This is a genomic window from Ferrimonas balearica (assembly GCF_019802085.1).
Classification (GTDB): domain Bacteria; phylum Pseudomonadota; class Gammaproteobacteria; order Enterobacterales; family Shewanellaceae; genus Ferrimonas; species Ferrimonas balearica_B.
In genome coordinates, this window is record NZ_JAHVHV010000004.1 from 36,920 (window position 1) to 54,322 (window position 17,403).

A 17,403-nucleotide genomic window follows, 5' to 3' on the forward strand; every position below is an offset into this window, starting at 1 on the left:
TTTAACGTGGCGCATCGGAGGTTGCCATGGAAGGGCGCTTACCCACCCAGCTGGCCTATCGCATCCTGGCCGGGTTCGACAAACACTACCGGCTCTTTACCCGCACCACGGTGGCGGCCCGGGACCGCTTTGCCCGAGCCGACTGGGCGGCGGTGCAGGAGGCGCAGAAGGAGCGGATCCGCTTCTACAGCGAGCGGGTCAACGAAACCACTCGGGAGCTGATCCAGCTGCTGGACAAACCGGTGATCTCCACCGAGCTGTGGCGCCACACCAAACAGGCCTACAGCCGATTGCTGCTGGGCCACCCGCAGGCGGAGCTGTGCGAAACCTTCTTCAACTCGGTGTTCTCCCGCCTGTTCCGCCATCGCGGTCTGGACAACCAGCACCTCTACATCCACGCCGGCAACACCGTCCGGGCCCCCTTTCGTCCGGAGCGGCTGAGCCAGAGCGTGGACCTAGCCCCGGATCCCATTGCCGCCCTCAAGGGGCTGATCCAGCCCAAGCGCTTCGGCCGCCCCTTCTCCGATCTGGACGCCGATCTGGCCCTGGTGTGGCAGCGCCTGGCCCCCCTGGTGGAGGCCCATCAGCTGACTCGACTGGAGCTGCTGGACAGCGTGTTTTACCGCAACAAGGGGGCCTACCTGGTGGGGCGTCTGTTGGGGCCCGAGGGCGCCCGCCCGCTGATGCTGCCCATCCGCCACGGCGAGGCGGGCCTGCACATCGATGCGGTGCTCACCGACGAGGACGACCTCTCCATCGTCTTCAGCTTCACCCGCGCCTACTTTATGGTGACCACCCAGACCCCCGGGGCCCTGGTGCGCTACCTCAAGACCCTGCTGCCCAACAAGACCTGGGCCGAGCTGTACAGCGCCATCGGCCTGCAGAAGCACGGCAAGACGGAGTTCTACCGGGCCTTCCTCCACCACCTCAACCAGAGCCGGGACCAGTTTGTTGCGGCCCCGGGGATCAAGGGGATGGTGATGACGGTGTTCACCCTCCCCTCCCTGGACATCGTGTTCAAGGTGATCAAGGACGAGTTCACCCCGCCCAAGGACAGCAACAAGGCCCAGGTGAAGGCCAAGTACGAGCTGGTGAAACAGCACGACCGGGTAGGCCGGATGGCGGACACCCACGCCTACAGCAATTTCGTCTTTCCCCGCCACCGCTTCAGCGAGGCGCTGATCGCGGAACTGCAGGCCGACGCCCCCTCCGAGGTGGAACTGACCGACAACCAGGTGATCATCAAGCACCTCTACGTTGAGCGGCGCATGACCCCCCTAAACCTCTACCTGGACGACGCCGACGAGAGCGCCCTGACCGCCGCCATCGAGGATTACGGCCGGGCCATCAAGCAGCTGGCCGCCGCCAACATCTTCCCCGGCGACATGCTGTTCAAGAATTTCGGCGTTACCCGCCACGGCCGTGTGGTGTTCTACGACTACGACGAGATCAGCTACATGACCGAGTGCAACTTCCGCAAGATCCCCGCCCCGCGCTACCCGGAGGACGAGTGGGCGGCGGAGCCCTGGTACTCGGTGGGGCCCATGGACGTCTTTCCCGAGGAGTTCGGCCGCTTCCTGCTCAGCCGGGCCCCGGTGCGCAAAGCCTTCCTCGCGGTGCACCGGGACCTGCTGACCCAGGAGTACTGGCAGGGGCTCAAGGAGGGGATCCAGGCGGGGCAGTTTCCCGACCTCTACCCCTACCGCCGCGGCTGCCGTTTGCGGCCCTGAGCCCAGAACCGGCGGCGGATCATGGCGACCCGGGTTCGGATCCCGTATGATGCGCGTTTTCTAGCACTCAGGAGGTCGAATGAAGATCGACGCCAACACCGTGGTTACCCTGCACTACCGTCTGAAAGACAGCCAGGGGCAACTGGTAGAAGAATCCTTCGGCGCGGAGCCGATGCAGTACCTGCACGGGGCCAACAACCTGATCCCCGGCCTGGAAAGTGAACTGGCGGGCAAGCAGGCCGGTGACGCCCTGAGTGCCACCGTGGCCCCGGAAGCGGCCTACGGCGAATACGTGGAGGCCCTCAAGCAGGAGGTGCCCCTGGCGGCCTTCCAGGGCGTGGACGACATCGCCCCGGGCATGCGCTTTATGGCAGAAACCGACCAGGGTCCCCGCCCGGTGGTGGTCACCGAGGTGAAGGACGACGTGGTGGTGGTGGACGGTAACCACCCCATGGCCGGCCAGACCCTGCACTTCGATGTCGAGGTGGTTGAAGTGCGTGAAGCCACCGCCGAAGAGCTGGCCCACGGCCATGTGCACGCCGCCGGTGGCTGCGGTCACGACCACGACGACCACGAGTGCTGCGGTGGCTCCGGCGACTGCGCCAAAGGCGACGACTGCTGTGGCGGAAAAGGCCACCACTGAGTCTTCCCACTCGTCAAAAAGCCCGCCTAGTGCGGGCTTTTTTGATCCCCTAATGTGGCGGTTTGGTACTGAGTCGGCGTCAGTCCCCGGTGGCGGACGAAGGCCTTGCTGAAACTCTGGACATTGCTGTAACCCAGCAATGCCGCGGTGTCCGCCACCGAACGGCCCGCCAGCAGATACTCGGTGGCCTGGTTGAACAGCACATAGCCGACGATGGCGGAGAAACTCCAGCCGAAGCGGTGCAGACGGCGCTGCAGCTGCTGACGGGAGAGCTCGTAGCGCTGGGCGATGAAATCCAGGCTGGGGTAGCCGTAGTGGCGGCTGTAGTTGACCAGCTCGTAGAACGCCTTGGGCACGTCGGTGTGGGCCGGCAGGTTGAGGATCTTATCCAGGGGCAGCTCGGCGCTGGCGTGGGGCAAAGCCTGGCTGCGCCGGGTCCGGGCCAGCAGTTTCATGGGCAACCAGATCTCCGTCTGGGGGGCGCCGGTTTCCACCTCGCAACCAAAGGCCCGCTCCAGGGCCGCCACCGGTCGGGTGGGGCCGGGCAGGCGCAGACGCAGCACCTTATCGCTCACCTCCGGGTAGTGGGCCAGCACCATCTTGACCAGCAACGCCTTGCGACAACCGTCGTGGAACTTGGCCGCACCCTGGGCCTGACTGTTGTCGAAGCACCACTTGATGATGTTGCCGGACTGAGCCCCGTAGGCGGACAGCCCCGATTGCAGGGCGCTGCTGCTGTAGTTGATGCGGCGCAGGGTGGTGGCCAAGTCCGGGGCGGCGACAAACCACTCCGCCAGGGGCCCGATCTGGGCCAGGGAGACTCCCTCCAGGGCGCGCACCACGAAACAGGGATCGCCACTGAGCCGCTCCAGCGCCAGATACCAGGCGTTGACGTCCGGCAGGGGCACCAGACTCATGGGCTCCGCCAGCAGGGCGTCGGGGATCCCAAGCTGTGCCGGGGTAATGCCGAAGGCCCGCTCCGCCCCCTCCAGCAGCGGCAGCAGCATCATGGTGCGGGCAAAGGCCAGTTCCATCTTTTTCATGACTCGATATTCACCCCGGATTAACGTCCAAAGACATCACATTCTTGCCCAAAACGATTCAATCTATCCAGCGGCATTGTTTCGTCCCGCCCCGCTCTCTACCCTTCCCCTCCCTTTTTCCTCTGAGGAGTCACTATGAGTCTGATGAACATGCCGTTTGTGGACACCGGCTTCGATACCGGCCTGCACGTGGTGGCGTCGGTGGTGATGCTGGGCACCCTGGCCGCCATCGGCTACGGGTTCTGGAAATTCCACGAGCTGCCCATCAACAAGGCCCACAAGCGCCAGCATCAGCAACTGGGGCTCATCACTGCGCTCACCTGGATCGGCTTTCTCTGGCACTGGGTCTGGGTGTTGGCGGTGATCCTCGCCTTCCTCGACGGCGAGCAGGCCCTGCGCCGGATCCGCGACATCTGGCGCGAGCCGGTGGCGGCCAAATCTCCCCCCCACAACGACACCACCGAGGAGGTCGACCATGCTTGAAGGCTTGGCCGTCTGGGCCCTGTTCATCTACCTGCTGCGTTTGGTTGGGATGCCCTGGAACGCCTTTACCAAAGGGTTTGCCTACCTGGGGGGCACCGCCTGGCTGCTGTTTGTCTGGGCCGGCCTCATCAACTTCACCCCCATGGACGTCTCCGGCGGCTCGGTGGTGCAGTCGCCCCACATCCAGCTGCGTCCGGGCTCCTCCCAGATCCAGGGGCACGTGAGCGCCATCCACATCGAGCCCAACCAACGCCTGAACAAGGGCCAGCTGGTGTACGAGCTGGAGGATGAGGTGTACCGCATCGCGGTCAACAAGGAGCGGGTCAACCTGGAGGCCCGTCAGGTGGCCCGCCAGAGCGCCCTGGAGGACGTCGCCATCGCCATCAGCGAACACCAGGCGGCACTGAAGGACATCACCATCACCGAGAACCGGATCACCGCTGCCGAGGAGGACCTGCACTGGAAACAGAGCACCCTGCGCCGCTTCGAGGAGCAGAACGCCGCGGTGGCCCACACCGTGACCGAGAGCCAGTTCGACGAGCAGCGCAACGCCGTGGCCGCCGCCGAGGCCCAGCTTACCGCCCTGCGCTCCCAGTTGGAGAAGGACAGGGTCAACGCCGAGAAGGCGCGGCTGGACATCGACAAGCGCAAGCTGCAGGCCAAAAGCGCCGAGGCGGACATCGCCACCGCCGAGGAGCAGCTGGCCCAGGCCCAGTGGAACCTGGACCAGACCCGGGTGCACGCCCCCACGGACGGCTACGTCACCAACTTCCTGCTGCGGGAGGGTCAGCTGGTCTCCCGGGTGCCGCGGCTGCAGATGTACACCGATGAGAAGTACGTGCTGATGCGGGTCAACCACCAGGCGATCCGCAACGTCAAGGTGGGACAGATGGCGGAGTTTGCCTCCCCGGTCTATCCCGGCAAGGTGTTCCAGGCCGAGGTGGAGGGGATCGTCGAAGCCACCGGCGAGGCCCAGGGCCGGCTGGTGGCCCTGGAGGACAACGTCCGCCAGACCACCGGGGCCAACGTGCAGAACAAGCACCACTTCGTCCGTCTGAAGCTGACCGAGCCGGAAGGCTACGACATCCCGGTGGGGGCCGTGGGCCTGGCCTGGATCAGCGGCGAGAAGCCCATCGCCTTCCTCGGCTTCCTGGACGTGATCCGCGGCATCATCATCCGGATGAAAGCCCAGATCTACTTCCTCTACTCGCTCTGAGCCTAAACGCCCGCTTCGCCGGGCGTTTTTTTTTGCTCCCGCTGGGGCTACAGTGAAGCGGTCCCCATGGTGAAGGAGGTCTGAGTGCGCATTCTGCTGAACGGAAAGAAAGCCGGCCTGGAGCCGGTGCGCCAGGCGATCCTGGCCGCCCGCCAGGAGGGGCCGGTGGAGGTGCGGGTCACCTGGGAGGGGGGCGACATCGACCGGCTGGTGGCCGAGGCGATCGACCAGGGCTGCGCCCGCCTGGTGGCCGGCGGTGGCGATGGCACGGTCAACGAGGTGGTCTCGGCGCTGATGGCCTACCCCGAGGCCCAGCGGCCGGAGCTGGCCCTGCTGCCCCTGGGCACCGCCAACGACTTTGCCACCGCCTGTCAGATCCCCACCGAGCCCGGCGCCGCCCTGGCCCTGGCTCAACGCGGCCAAGCGGTCCCCGTCGACGCCGTCCAGGCCAACGCGCGCCATTTTATCAACATGGCCACAGGGGGCTTCGGCGCCCAGATCACCGCCACCACGCCCATCGCGCTGAAAAACTTCCTCGGGGGCGGCGCCTACACCCTCAACGGCCTGTTGCAGGCGCTGCGGTTCGAGCCCTACCAGGGCACCCTGGAGACCCCCATGGGGCGGCTGGAGGGCGCCACCATCGTCGGGGCCATCGGCAACGGCCCCCAGGCCGGCGGCGGCCAGGTGCTCTGCCCCCAGGCCAAGATCGACGACGGACTGTTGGAGGTGGTGGCCCTGATGGCGTTTCCGCCCAACGAGCTGGACCGGGTGCTGCAGGGGATCCGCCAGCCCAGTGCCGACCACCCCTACGTCAAGGCGTTTCGGGTCCCCTGGGCCGAGTACCGGGGGGCCGATCCCATGCCCATCAACCTCGATGGTGAGCCCATGCGCGCCCCCAGCATCCGCTTCCAGTGCCACCCCGGCGCCATCCGCCTGGTGCTGCCCCGGGGCTGCCCTCTTTTAAGCTGATAAAGATTGAGCCCATAAAAAACGCCGCCCCGAGGGCGGCGTTTTTCATTGCGTGGGCGCTTAGCCGAACTTGGGCAGCAGACCGAACTGGTTCACCACCTCCACCAGCACCGCCAGCAGACCGAAGCCCAGCACCAGGTTCAGGCGCAGGCTGCCCCCGGCGGTCTGGAAGCCGGCAGTCTGGCCGCGCTGGCGCTGCACCCGGGCCATCAGCGGCGGCAGCACCAGCACGAAGATGGAGGCGGCCAGGGCCGCGTAGCCGATGGCGGTGATGAAGCCGTGGGGGAACAAGCCACCCAGGATCATCGGCGGCAGGAAGGTAATGGCGCCGGCGATGGCGGTGCTCTTGGTGCTGTCGTCCAGCTTGAACCAGTCCTTCACAAGGTCCACCAGACCCAGGGCCACACCGAGGAAGGAGCTGGCCAGGGCCAGGTTGCCGAACAGGATCAGGGCCGCTTCCACCCCGGAGACGTCGGTGGATTGACCCACGGCACCGATCAGGGTGGCGACGTTGCCGCCCTGGGCGATGATCTGGCTGAACTGGTCACGGGGCACGTTGCCCATGATGGCCAGCTGCCAGAACACGTACACCAGCATGGTCAGCATGGTGCCCACCAGGATCGCCATCCGCACACGGCGAGCGTCCTTACGGTAGTGCTTCACCAGCGAAGGCACGGTGCCGTGGAAACCGAAGCTGGTCACCAGCACCGGTATCGCCAGCCACAGGTAGGGGGCGGTCTCCCCCATGCCGATCTCGGGGAACAGCAGTTCGACGGAGGCGTTGCCCGCCAGCATGGAGGTGGAGCCGAAGAAGGTCAGCACCATGCCGCCCAGCATGATGGTGCTCACCCGGTCCACCGCCCGGCTGCCCAGCAGCACGATGCCCCCGAACACGGCACCGAACAGCAGCGCCGAGCTGCTCTGGGACAGCTCCATGCCCAGGGTGTTGGCGGCGGTCTGGCTTACCACAGAGCTGCCACCGGAGATGTAGGCGTAGAGCAGGATAAAGCAGACGAAGGCCACGGTGCCGGTGGCGAACAGCTTGCCCACCTTACCCAGGGTGTCCTCAGCGATGGTGGAGTAGCTGGCGCCGTCGCGGTAGTGCTGGCTGGCCTCCGCCAGGTAGAGACTGGAGGAGTAGGCACAGAACCAGCAAAAGGCCAGCAACACCAAAGACCAGCCAAACCACATGCCGGCGCTGTACACCGGAAGGGCAAACATGCCGGCACCGATGGAGGTGCCGGCCACGATCATGGCGCCACCGAGGATCCCCGGTAGGCGCGCGTCTTGGGCTTTGGTAGAAACCGCTGCTGCATCAGACATCTGTGGAACTCCAGTCGTTATTGTTCTTGTTGGGGGGAAAGGATCAGCCGGCGCAGTGCATCGCGCTCCGCTTCGGCCATGGACTTGAGGTTATTGGAGGCCCGGGTGATGGTGGCGATGCTCACCCCCAGGGTTGCGGCGATCTGGCGCTGGCTGAGCTCGCCGGCCAACAACGCCCGGAACACCGCCAAGCGTCCGCCGATCGCCTCGCGCTCGTCGTGGCTGAGCAAGAGCCCCAGCAGGGCTGCCGTCTCCGGCTCCGAACGCGGCGCTGAGACCAGGCTTAACACCTCTTGCCACCGGGTTTGCATCATTCACTGCCTCCAATACCGTACTGGCGTCGCAGTACACCATTACACTCAGGAGGGCGCCATCCCCAACCGAACAAAGCGTGAGGGCCATCACAACATTCGGTTACCAGCGCCCTCTGGTGCCTGTCGGATGCTTACTTTACAATCAGCGCGTTACTTCCGATAACAACAAGGACGACATCATGAAACGCACGTTGCTGGCTCTTTCCCTGGCCCTGGCCTCCACCACCGCCGCCGCCGAGGGCGCCTTCGACACCGCCCAGGACGCCATCGACTACCGCCAGGCCGCCTTTGGCCTGATCAAGGAGAACTTCTCCGACATGTGGGCGATGATGAAAAAGAAGAAGCCCATGGACGAAAAGGCGTTTGCCCAGCGCGCTCAACACCTGGCGCTGCTCTCCCAGATCCCCTTCACCGGCTTCAAGGTGGACGGCTCCGATAAGGGCGACACCAGCGCGCTGCCGGCGATCTGGCAGGAGTGGGACGAGTTTGAAGCCAAGGCCGGTGCCTTCCAGATGGCCACCGAGCGCCTCGCCGCGGTGGCCGACAGCGGCAACGCCGACGACATCAAGAAGGCCTTCGGCGCCGTGGGCAAAACCTGCAAGGGCTGCCACGACGACTTCAAAGCCGAGTAAGCGAACGGACACGAAAAAGGGCGGCCACTGGCCGCCCTTTTTGCGCGCTCAATCTCACCACAGCGGCCAGATCAAACCCCAGCCCAGGCCGGCCATCAGCACCAGCAGCACCAGCCAGGCCGGCGTGGTGGTCACCATCTTCGGCGCCTCGGCACCGCCCCGGCGATAACCGGTGATCATCGCCGCCACCAGGGGGGTGCCCTTGAGGCGGTACACCAGCAACGCGGTCAGATGCAGGCCGACGGCCGCGAGGATCAGGTTGAAATTCTGCTTGTGCAGCCAGGTCAGCCAGGAGGCGGTGTCGCTGCTGACGTAGCTGTAGAGGGGGCCTTCGGTGAGGATGTCGTCGGTGGCGAACAGGCCGCTGACCAACTGTGTCAGCAGCAACGTCAGCATCACCACCACCATATAGGCGCCGGCGGGGTTGTGGCCCGGATGGGGATCCCGCTGCTGCTTCCAGGATTTGAGGTAGTCAAAGACCTGTCGAGGGCCACGAACGAACTGGCTGAAACGGGCGGTTTCGCTGCCAAACAGGCCCCAGAACAGACGCGTCATCAGCAGAGCCAGCAGCAGGTAGGCGAAGCTTTGGTGCCACTCCATCTCGCCCTGCTCACCGCTCCACCAGCACAGCGGCAACAGGATGACCATTCCCCAGTGACAGACCCTGACCACCTTGTCCCACACCTGGATTTTCACGCCAACTCCTCTGTGCCCGTCCGTAGTTATCCGACCCAGTTTGCACCCGAAAAGTGTGATCTGACAAGGCTTCGAAGGGGTTTTTCCGTCCCTTTGTGACTGGTTGCACAGGCTTTGAACAAACAGACATCGGGGTGACACAAATCACTTTTTGCCACCCAGTTGCGGCGGTAATCTGAAATCGAAGTTAGAGAAAGGTCAACAAAGGGGAACCTGTATGCGCATTGAGATCACCAGCAAACCCGTCAGTGTTACCGACTCCATCCGTCACCGGGTCCAGGCGAAATTCGAGAAGCTGGCCCGCCACGACATCCCCCTGTTAAACCCCCACGTCATGATCGGTAAAGAGGGGCAGGAGTATCAGGTGGAAGCCACGGTAGCCATCCCCTCGGGTCAACTGGTCGCCACAGGTCAGCACACAGACATGTATGTGGCCATCAATCAGATGGGACAGAAACTGGAGCGCCAGCTCAACAAGCAGTCGGCCAAGGAAACCGCCCGCCGTCACGACCGCACCAACATCGAGACACCGGACTCCGAAGCGGCCTGAGGGTCGCCCCATCATCCCGACACCCGCACCCGCCTCGGCGGGTGTTTTTTTGGCCTTGACACCCTGAGCCGCCAGCCTTTAGTGTGAAGGGCATGAAACGGATCCCCACTTTCTTTATCTTCTTTTTTCGCAGCCTGTCCCCAGGAGGCGGTTTCAGCGCGAGATAAAGAAAGTCGCGAAACCAGAAGGCCTCCCCAACGGGAGGCCTTTTTGCTTGTGGGCCACCAGTCATTAACGTAAGGAACCAGTCGATGAGTCAACCCAACCCCCTGGACCCCATCCGCAAGGCGATCACCCAAGTCGACAAGGAGCTGCTTGCCCTGCTGGCCCGGCGACGGGAACTCAGCCTGGACGTGGCCCGGACCAAGGCGGACGCGGTGACCCCGGTGCGCGACAGCGAGCGGGAGAGCGCCCTGCTGACCCGCCTGATGGGCGAGGGGCGCACCCTGGGGCTGGACGGCCAGTACATCTCCCGGCTGTTCCACACCATCATCGAGGACTCGGTGCTGCGCCAGCAGGCCTGGTTCCAGGCCCGCAGCAACCCGGAGCAGCCGCCCCAGACCCGGGTGGCCTACCTGGGCGCCAAGGGCTCCTACAGTTATCTGGCCGCCCACAACTACTTCGGTCGACGGGACCGGGCCCTGACCGAGCTGGGCAAGGCCAGCTTCGAGGCGATCTTCGAGGCGGTGGAACAGGGTCAGGCGGATCACGGCATCCTGCCGCTGGAGAACACCTCCTCCGGCTCCATCAACGAGGTGTTTGATCTGCTGCAGCACACCAATCTGCACATCGTCGGCGAGACCACCGAGACCATCGCTCACTGCTTGCTGGTGCGCCCCGAGGCTCGCCTGGAGACGCTGACCACCGTCTACGCCCACCCCCAGGTGCACACCCAGTGCAGCCGCTTCCTGGCCAGCCTGAACGGGGTGCGCCAGGAGTACTGCGCCAGCAGCGCCGAAGCGATGGAGCGGGCGGCGGCGGACCCCAGCGGTCACAGCGCGGCCATCGGCTCCGAGCGCGGCGGTGCCCTCTACGGCCTGACGGTGCTGGACACCGAACTGGCCAACCAGAAGAAGAACGAAAGTCGCTTTATCGTGGTGGCCCGCAAGCCGGTGGAGGTGCCGCCCCAGGTGCCGGCCAAGACCACCCTGATCATGGCCACCGGCCAGAAGCCCGGGGCCCTGGTGGAAGCGCTGCTGGTACTGCGCGACCTGGGGATCAACATGTCCAAGCTGGAGTCCCGGCCCATCCACGGCAACCCCTGGGAGGAGATGTTCTACCTGGACGTGGAAGCCAACGTCCACAGCGAGGCGATGCAGAGCGCCCTGGCGGCGCTGACCCGGATCACCCGCTTTATCAAGGTGCTGGGCTGTTACCCCTGCGAAACCATCCTGCCCACGGAGCTGGACAGCGGCACCTACGCTGATGACCCGCGACTGGAGAGTTCGCCGGCGCCCACCCTTCCCGTACCACCCCAGACCAGTGCCACCGCGCCCCTGTACAGCCGTGCGCACAAGATTGACGACACCCTGATCCAGGTGAAGGGGCTGACCCTGGGGGGCGAGGGCTTTGTCACCCTGGCCGGCCCCGAGCGCCTGGGCTCGGAGACCGAGACTCTGGAGGCCGCCCGGGTGGTCAAGGAGCATGGCGGCGCCGTGCTGCAAGGCGGCGGTCACCTGGACGACGACCAACTGGCGCTGCTGCGCCGGGCCGGCGACCGGGTGAGCCTGCCGGTGCTCACCGAGGTGCACCACGCCCATGAGGTGGCGGCGGTGGCAGCCCAATCCGACCTGCTGGCCATCGGCGGCGACAACATGCAGAACGGCGAACTGCTCAACGCGGTGGGCCAGACCCAGCGTCCGGTGCTGCTCAAGCGCGGCCCCCTGGCCTCCCTGGAGGCGCTGCTGGAGTCGGCGGAACGGATCCTGGCCGCCGGTAACCAGCAGGTGGTGTTGTGTGAACAGGGGGTGCGCACCCTGGACAGCGCCCAGGGCCACACCCTGGATCTGACCGCCATTCCCAAGCTCAAGCGCCTGACCCACCTGCCGGTGGTGGTGGATCCCACCCAGGCGGTGGCCGAGCCGGCGCTGGTGCAGCCCATGGCCCAGGCCGCCAAGGCAGCGGGGGCCCATGGCCTGCTGGTGGCACTGCACCCGGCCGACGATGAGGGCGCGGCGGGGCTGGACGTCGAACAGTACGCCCAGATGATGAAAACCCTCTACTGCTGAATGTATTGATCGAGCGCAAAGGGAACGCCGTTTTCCTTTGCGCCGCTTTTTTCACCAGCCCACAATGTCCCTTACTACTGGACTGACCAGCTCCAGGGTGGAGCCAGTCACATAAGGGAAGGGATCCTATGGGCTATTTCATCACCGGTGCCACCGGTTTTATTGGTCGTTTTCTGCTCGCTCGCCTGGCCAAACGGCCGGGGCCGCTGTATTGCTTGGTCCGCTCCGATGAGGACGCCATCCGGCTGGCCGAAATCGGCAGGCCGCTGGGCCTCGATGGGGAGCGGCTGATCCCCATCCAGGGCGACATCACCCAGCCTGACCTGGGGCTCTGCGACGCCAACCTCGACCGCCTCACCGGCCACATCGACCACCTCTTCCACCTCGCCGCCATCTACGACCTCAAAGCTTCCGCCGAAGACCAGATCCGCGCCAACGTGGAGGGCACCAAGCACACCCTGGCCCTGGCCAAACGGATCCAGGCGGGCTGCTTCCATCACGTCAGCTCCATCGCCGCTGCCGGTCTCTACCGGGGCCACTTCAACGAGACCATGTTCGACGAAGCGGAGCAGCTGGAGCACCCCTACTTCCTCACCAAGCACCTGGGGGAGAAGGCGGTGCGGGAAAGCGAAGGCCTTCAATACCGCATCTACCGCCCGGGCATCGTGGTGGGGGACTCGAAGACCGGCGAGGCGGACCGCGTGGACGGCCCCTACCTGTTCTTCAAGCTGCTGCAGAAGCTGCGGGACAACCTGCCCCGCTGGATGCCCCTGCTGGGCGTGGAGGGCGGACGGCTCAACATCGTGCCGGTGGATTTTGTCACCGACGCCATGGACCACCTGGCCCACCTGCCGGATCTCGATGGCCAGTGCTTCCACCTGACCGATCCCCAGCCGATGCGCGCTGGCGAGGTGCTCAACCTCTTTGCCGACGCCGGCCACGCACCACGCATGGCGATGCGGATCAACACCCGGCTGTTTGACGTAGTGCCCCGCCACCTGTGGCACTCGGTGGCCAGCTACCCGCCGGTCAAGCGGATCGGCGCCGCCCTGCTCAAGGAGTACGGGCTGCCGGAAGCGGCGCTGAAGCTCATCAACTACCCCACCCGTTTCGACTGCGAGCGCACCCAGGCGCTGCTGCAGGCCGGGGGGATCCACTGCCCGCCCCTGTCCAGCTACGCCGAGCGCGTCTGGGACTACTGGGAGCGCCACCTGGACCCGGATCTCTTCGTCGAACGCACCCTGCAGCAGAAGCTGGCGGGCAAGCGGGTGCTGCTGACCGGCGCCAGCTCCGGCATCGGTCTGGCCACCGCGTTGAAACTGGCCCCCAGTGGCGCCCGCCTGCTGCTGGTGGCCCGGGAGGAGGAGGAGCTGCACCAGGCCTGCCGTCAGGTCGAGTCCCTGGGGGGCGAAGCCTACCCCCTGGTGCTGGATCTCACAGACCCCGAACAGACCGACGCCCTGCTGGCCAAGATCCACGCCGAGCACGGGGGGGTGGACCTGCTGATCAACAACGCCGGCCGCTCCATCCGCCGGGCGGTGGCCGACTCCCTCGACCGGATGCACGATTTCGAGCGCACCATGGCGATCAACTACTTCGCCGCATTGCGCCTGACCCTGGGCACCCTGGAGGGGATGGAGCAGCGCCGCCGGGGCCACATCGTCAACATCTCCTCCATCGGGGTGCTGACCAACGCGCCGCGCTTCTCCGCCTACGTCGCCTCAAAGGCCGCACTGGAGGCCTTCAGTCGCTGTGCGGCCTCGGAGTACTCGGACCTGGGGATCCGGTTCACCACCATCAACATGCCCCTGGTGCGCACGCCGATGATCGCCCCCACCAAGCTCTACGACGAAGTGCCCACCCTGACGCCGGAGCAGGCCGCCGACATGGTGGTGCAGGGGATCCTTCACCAGCCCAAGCGGATCGCCACCCGGCTCGGGATCTTCGGCGCCGTGTTGCATGCGGTGGCCCCGAGGATCGCCGAGATCGTGATGAATTCGGCGTTTCGCATGTTCCCCGACTCCGACTCGGCGGAGCGGGATCTCAAAGCCCAGCAGGACAGAATCGGCTTTGCCGCCCTGCTGCGGGGCATTCACTTCTGAAGGAGCGCGCCATGGAACTGAAGGTGATCCACGACTACCCCTGCGATGCCGACACCCTGATCAGCCTGTTTCGGCTGCCGGACGAGGTGAAGGCCAAGTACCAGGGGATCGGCGCCGAGAAGGTGCGGATCCTGGCCAGCCAGGGGGACGACGACCGCTGGCGCATCCAGACCGTGCGGGAGGTGGCCAGCCAGGTGCCCGGACTGCTCAAGTCCGTGGTGGGGGATCGCAACCAGATTGAGCAATCGGAGCAGTGGCACCGGGACGAGCAGGGCCACTTCCGTTGCGATCTGACCATCCAGATCGGGGGCGTGCCGCTGTCCATCCAGGGGGGCATGGTGATCAGCCCCGAGGCCGATGGCTGTCGCAACACCATCCACCTGAGCCTGGACTCCAAGCTGCCCTTTTTGGGCAAGAAACTGGCCCATTTTGCCGCCCTGGACAGCGAGCGGATGATGGCCCTGGAGTACGACTACCTGATGCGGCAGTGCCAGGAGGCCTGATGGGCACCCGAGAGCGGATCCTGGACCAGAGCATCCGTGCCTTTAACCACAGCGGCACCGCCCAGGTCAGCGTGCTGGCCATCGCCACCGAGCTGGGGATCAGCCCCGGCAACCTCTACTACCACTTCCGCGGCAAGGAGGAGATCCTCATCGCCCTGCTGGCGGAGTGCGATCTCGCCCTGGGCCGATTGACCAAGGGGGTGGAGGATGAGATCCAGCGACGCGCGGACTTCGAGCCCTACCTGTTCTCCCTGCTGCGGGTCTGCGACCACTTCCGCTTCCTGTTCCGCGATCAGGAAGCCTTTCGCTTCGCCCACGCCGGGTTGGAGCAGAAGTGGCTGCGGATGCTGGGCGGGCTGCGGCGGTTCAGCCGGCAGCTGCTGGCAAGGCTGGATCAGATCGAGGGGCTGGGGTTGGCCGCCGAGCCGCGGGATCGCCTGGCGGACTGCCTGATGCTGGTGGCCCTGGGGGGCTTGAGTTTCGAGCTGGAGGCCGACCGGGACAGAGAGACCCAGATCCGCCGCACTCTGGGGCGCCTGGACGCCCTGCTGCGCCCCTACCAGCGCGAAGTCACCCCCGCCCATTGAGCCCAAGCTGAGTCGACTCAGTCCGGCCCCAGGGTGCTGTGGTCGGTGTGGTGCAGGATAAAGGCGCGCACCCGGGCGATCGCCTCCTGGGCCTCCGGCACCTGGTAGAACAGGGGAAAGACGTGGGCCATCCCCGGCCAGATGGTCAGATCCACCGCCCCGCCCTGGCGCCGCACCCTTGAGGCCAGGCGCACCGAATCATCCTGCAACATCTCCAGCGAACCCACATGGATCATCATCGGCGCCAGCTCCGTCAGATCGCCGTAGCAGGGGGAGACCAGGGGATCGCAGGGCATATGGCCGTTCAGGTAGCAGTTGCGCATCAGCAGCAGGGTGCCGAGATCGAAAAACGGGTCCTTGTCCCGCAGCAAAAACGCCGACTCGCCGTTCAATGCCATGTCGGTGGCCGGGGAGAGCAGCACCGCGGCGGCAGGCTGGGGCAGGCCCAGGGCCCGGGCCTGCATCATGGTGGTCAATGCCAGGTTACCGCCGGCGGAGTCGCCGGCCAGGATCAGCTGACCCGGCACCATCCCCTGATCCAGCAGCGCCCGGTAGACCGCCAGGCAATCCTCCACCGCCGCCGGGTAGGGAAACTCCGGCGCCAGCCGGTAATCCACCATCAGCCCGCGAGAGTGGGTCTCCATCGCCAGGCGCCCCAGCAGGGCCGCGTGCACCCGGGGGGAGCGCAGGCAGAAGCCACCGCCATGGAAGTAGAGGATCACCCGCTCGCTGACGCTCTGGCCGGTCAGCACCCAGTCGCAGGGCACGCCGCCCAGCTGGTCCGGCACGCTGTCCAGGCCCGGGGGCGGCAGGATGTAGTTGCCCAGCTTGTCCAGGCCACCGATGGCCGCCCGCAGGGCGTGCACGTCATTGCAGCTGGCAAAGCGGCTGCGCATGGCCCGATACAACACCTTGTTCAGGGCGAGGGAGCGCCAGCTGGGCATGGGGCCTCCTTAGGGCTAGGCCGATTGTCGCGTCACCACCTCGGTCACCGCCTGCAAGGTGGCCTGCTCCAGTTCGGTCAGGGCGTCGCGCAGGTAATCGGCGATCGCCTCGAAGCCCGGCAAGGAGCGGCGGCAGCACACCAGGCCAAAATGCATCTGACCGGCGTAGCTGAGCAGGGTGATGTTGAGGGTCTGGCCTGGCAGCAGCAGCGACAGCGGGAACATCTGACTGACCTGGGCACCCATAAAGTAGAGCGGGCGGGTGGGCCCGGGCACGTTGGAGATCAGCATGTTGGTGGCCGGGGGCAGGTAGTGATGCAACCCCAGGCGGCCCGCGGTCAGGGCCAGGGCATTGATGATGATGGAGTACTGGTAGTAGGCGTCGCCGGAGAGCTCCAGCGCCTCCTGCTTGACCCCCTCGGTGCCGTCGCGAATGCTGCCCAGGCGCACCAGGGGTGAGTCCTCACTGCGCCCCAGCTCCACCAGCCCCAGGGTGATCTTGTTGCAGGCCACCGGCTCTTCACCGGGCCGGCGAAGGTTGATGGGCATCAGCGCCACCAAGGGCTTGCTGCTGGACCAGTTGTGCACCTGCAGATAGCGTTGCAGCGCCATGTCGCACACCGTCAGCATCACGTCGTTGGCGGTGGTGCCGGTGAGCTTGGCGATGCGGGAGAAGCGGCGCAGGGGCAGGTCCGCCAGGGCCACGGTGCGGGCCCGGTCGGGGCTGATGTTGAAGGGCGTGCGGGGGGCGGTAAAGGGCACCTTGAGCCGGGTGGGCTGCAAGTTAAGCCAGTTGAGCGCCAGCTTGCCCGCCAGCTTGGCCAGGCCGATGCTGGCGCCAATCTGGCGACGCACCAGGCCGCTGGATTGCAGCAGCCCGGAGAGCAGCGACTCCCGCTTGGCCAGGGCGGTGACGTCGGTGTCGTCATTGCCCATCCAGAACGGCCGGGTGAACTGCTCCGGTGACTCGGCGCAGCAGCGGGCAAACAGCTGGGCGGCACGCACCCCGTCCGCCAGGGCGTGGTGGATCTTCACCACCAGGGCCACCTCGCCGCTGGCCAGACCGTCGATCACCCACAGCTCCCACAAGGGGCGGCTGCGATCCAGCCGGTAACTGTGGATGCGGCTGATCAGCTCCAACAGCTGGTGCTGATCGCCGGGGCCGGGCAACCGGGAGTGGCGCACGTGGTAGCCCAGGTCCACCGCCGGCGCGGGACGCCAGCGGGGCAGCCGGGTGACGGAGAGATCCAGCACCCGGTTGAAGGGGGCCTCCACCGGGCCACTGGCCCAGAGGCGTTCCACCAGGCGGCGACCAAACTCCGCCTCCTCACCCTCCGGCGGCGTCAGCATCACCAATCCGGAGATGTGCAGGGGCGTGCTGTCGCTTTCGAACAGCACAAACCCCAGATCGAGCAGCGAGAGATTGGCCATACGCCCTCC

At 65.9% G+C, this 17,403-nt stretch carries 17 protein-coding genes; 11 read left to right on the forward strand and 6 right to left on the reverse strand.

Annotated features, from left to right (window positions below; all coding sequences use genetic code 11):
• The first annotated feature begins 26 nt into the window (after positions 1 to 26).
• The gene (gene aceK, locus KUV81_RS15170) at positions 27 to 1,730 is read left to right on the forward strand and encodes a bifunctional isocitrate dehydrogenase kinase/phosphatase (protein WP_222544745.1); all 1,704 of its coding nucleotides are present in this window, start codon (positions 27 to 29) and stop codon (positions 1,728 to 1,730) included.
• Between the two features lie 79 nt (positions 1,731 to 1,809).
• Complete coding sequence (gene slyD, locus KUV81_RS15175) at positions 1,810 to 2,373, forward strand: peptidylprolyl isomerase (protein ID WP_222544746.1); 564 nt, start codon at positions 1,810 to 1,812, stop codon at positions 2,371 to 2,373.
• 26 nt (positions 2,374 to 2,399) lie between these two features.
• Here the strand turns inward: slyD and KUV81_RS15180 are convergent, their stop codons facing one another.
• A complete protein-coding gene (locus KUV81_RS15180) occupies positions 2,400 to 3,416 on the reverse strand; it encodes an AraC family transcriptional regulator (protein WP_222544747.1) in 1,017 nt (338 codons plus the stop codon).
• 135 nt (positions 3,417 to 3,551) lie between these two features.
• Here KUV81_RS15180 and KUV81_RS15185 point away from each other — a divergent pair, with 135 nt between their 5' ends.
• The 3 genes from KUV81_RS15185 (at position 3,552) to yegS (ending at position 6,084) form a co-directional block, all read left to right on the forward strand.
• Positions 3,552 to 3,899: an MFS transporter gene (locus KUV81_RS15185; RefSeq protein WP_222544748.1), complete on the forward strand. Its 348-nt coding sequence runs from the start codon at positions 3,552 to 3,554 to the stop codon at positions 3,897 to 3,899.
• Entirely contained in the window at positions 3,892 to 5,115 is a 1,224-nt protein-coding gene (locus tag KUV81_RS15190; RefSeq protein ID WP_222544749.1) for an HlyD family secretion protein, read from the forward strand. The genes KUV81_RS15185 and KUV81_RS15190 overlap by 8 nt, the downstream gene beginning before the upstream one ends.
• Before the next feature lie 84 nt (positions 5,116 to 5,199).
• On the forward strand, positions 5,200 to 6,084 hold the full coding sequence (gene yegS, locus KUV81_RS15195) for a lipid kinase YegS (protein WP_222544750.1): 885 nt from the start codon (positions 5,200 to 5,202) through the stop codon (positions 6,082 to 6,084).
• A 60-nt stretch (positions 6,085 to 6,144) separates the two neighbouring features.
• Here yegS and KUV81_RS15200 read toward each other — a convergent pair whose 3' ends face one another.
• Both KUV81_RS15200 and trpR read right to left on the reverse strand, forming a co-directional pair.
• On the reverse strand, positions 6,145 to 7,407 hold the full coding sequence (locus tag KUV81_RS15200) for an amino acid permease (RefSeq protein WP_222544751.1): 1,263 nt from the start codon (positions 7,405 to 7,407) through the stop codon (positions 6,145 to 6,147).
• A gap of 17 nt (positions 7,408 to 7,424) precedes the next feature.
• The gene (gene trpR / locus KUV81_RS15205; protein WP_222544752.1) at positions 7,425 to 7,721 is read right to left on the reverse strand and encodes a trp operon repressor; all 297 of its coding nucleotides are present in this window, start codon (positions 7,719 to 7,721) and stop codon (positions 7,425 to 7,427) included.
• A 179-nt stretch (positions 7,722 to 7,900) separates the two neighbouring features.
• Here trpR and KUV81_RS15210 point away from each other — a divergent pair, with 179 nt between their 5' ends.
• On the forward strand, positions 7,901 to 8,353 hold the full coding sequence (locus tag KUV81_RS15210; protein ID WP_222544753.1) for a c-type cytochrome: 453 nt from the start codon (positions 7,901 to 7,903) through the stop codon (positions 8,351 to 8,353).
• 54 nt (positions 8,354 to 8,407) lie between these two features.
• On the opposite strand, the gene KUV81_RS15215 is transcribed toward KUV81_RS15210, so the two are convergent.
• A complete protein-coding gene (locus KUV81_RS15215) occupies positions 8,408 to 9,049 on the reverse strand; it encodes a cytochrome b/b6 domain-containing protein (RefSeq protein ID WP_222544754.1) in 642 nt (213 codons plus the stop codon).
• A 217-nt stretch (positions 9,050 to 9,266) separates the two neighbouring features.
• Here KUV81_RS15215 and hpf point away from each other — a divergent pair, with 217 nt between their 5' ends.
• The 5 genes from hpf to KUV81_RS15240 all read left to right on the forward strand — a co-directional run bounded on the left by hpf (position 9,267) and on the right by KUV81_RS15240 (position 15,019).
• Entirely contained in the window at positions 9,267 to 9,599 is a 333-nt protein-coding gene (gene hpf, locus KUV81_RS15220; RefSeq protein WP_222544755.1) for a ribosome hibernation-promoting factor, HPF/YfiA family, read from the forward strand.
• Between the two features lie 251 nt (positions 9,600 to 9,850).
• Positions 9,851 to 11,827 (forward strand): chorismate mutase, encoded by a 1,977-nt coding sequence (locus KUV81_RS15225; protein WP_222544756.1) that lies wholly within the window; start codon positions 9,851 to 9,853, stop codon positions 11,825 to 11,827.
• Positions 11,828 to 11,955: 128 nt separating this feature from the next.
• Complete coding sequence (locus tag KUV81_RS15230; RefSeq protein ID WP_222544757.1) at positions 11,956 to 13,929, forward strand: SDR family oxidoreductase; 1,974 nt, start codon at positions 11,956 to 11,958, stop codon at positions 13,927 to 13,929.
• Between the two features lie 11 nt (positions 13,930 to 13,940).
• A complete protein-coding gene (locus tag KUV81_RS15235; protein ID WP_222544758.1) occupies positions 13,941 to 14,432 on the forward strand; it encodes a DUF2505 domain-containing protein in 492 nt (163 codons plus the stop codon).
• Complete coding sequence (locus KUV81_RS15240) at positions 14,432 to 15,019, forward strand: TetR/AcrR family transcriptional regulator (protein ID WP_222544759.1); 588 nt, start codon at positions 14,432 to 14,434, stop codon at positions 15,017 to 15,019. The genes KUV81_RS15235 and KUV81_RS15240 overlap by 1 nt, the downstream gene beginning before the upstream one ends.
• Before the next feature lie 17 nt (positions 15,020 to 15,036).
• Here the strand turns inward: KUV81_RS15240 and KUV81_RS15245 are convergent, their stop codons facing one another.
• Positions 15,037 to 15,963 carry an alpha/beta hydrolase gene (locus KUV81_RS15245; protein ID WP_222544760.1) on the reverse strand — a complete coding sequence of 309 codons (927 nt, stop codon included), beginning with the start codon at positions 15,961 to 15,963 and terminating at the stop codon, positions 15,037 to 15,039.
• A 15-nt stretch (positions 15,964 to 15,978) separates the two neighbouring features.
• Complete coding sequence (locus tag KUV81_RS15250; RefSeq protein ID WP_222544761.1) at positions 15,979 to 17,394, reverse strand: wax ester/triacylglycerol synthase family O-acyltransferase; 1,416 nt, start codon at positions 17,392 to 17,394, stop codon at positions 15,979 to 15,981.
• Between the last annotated feature and the right edge of the window lie 9 nt (positions 17,395 to 17,403).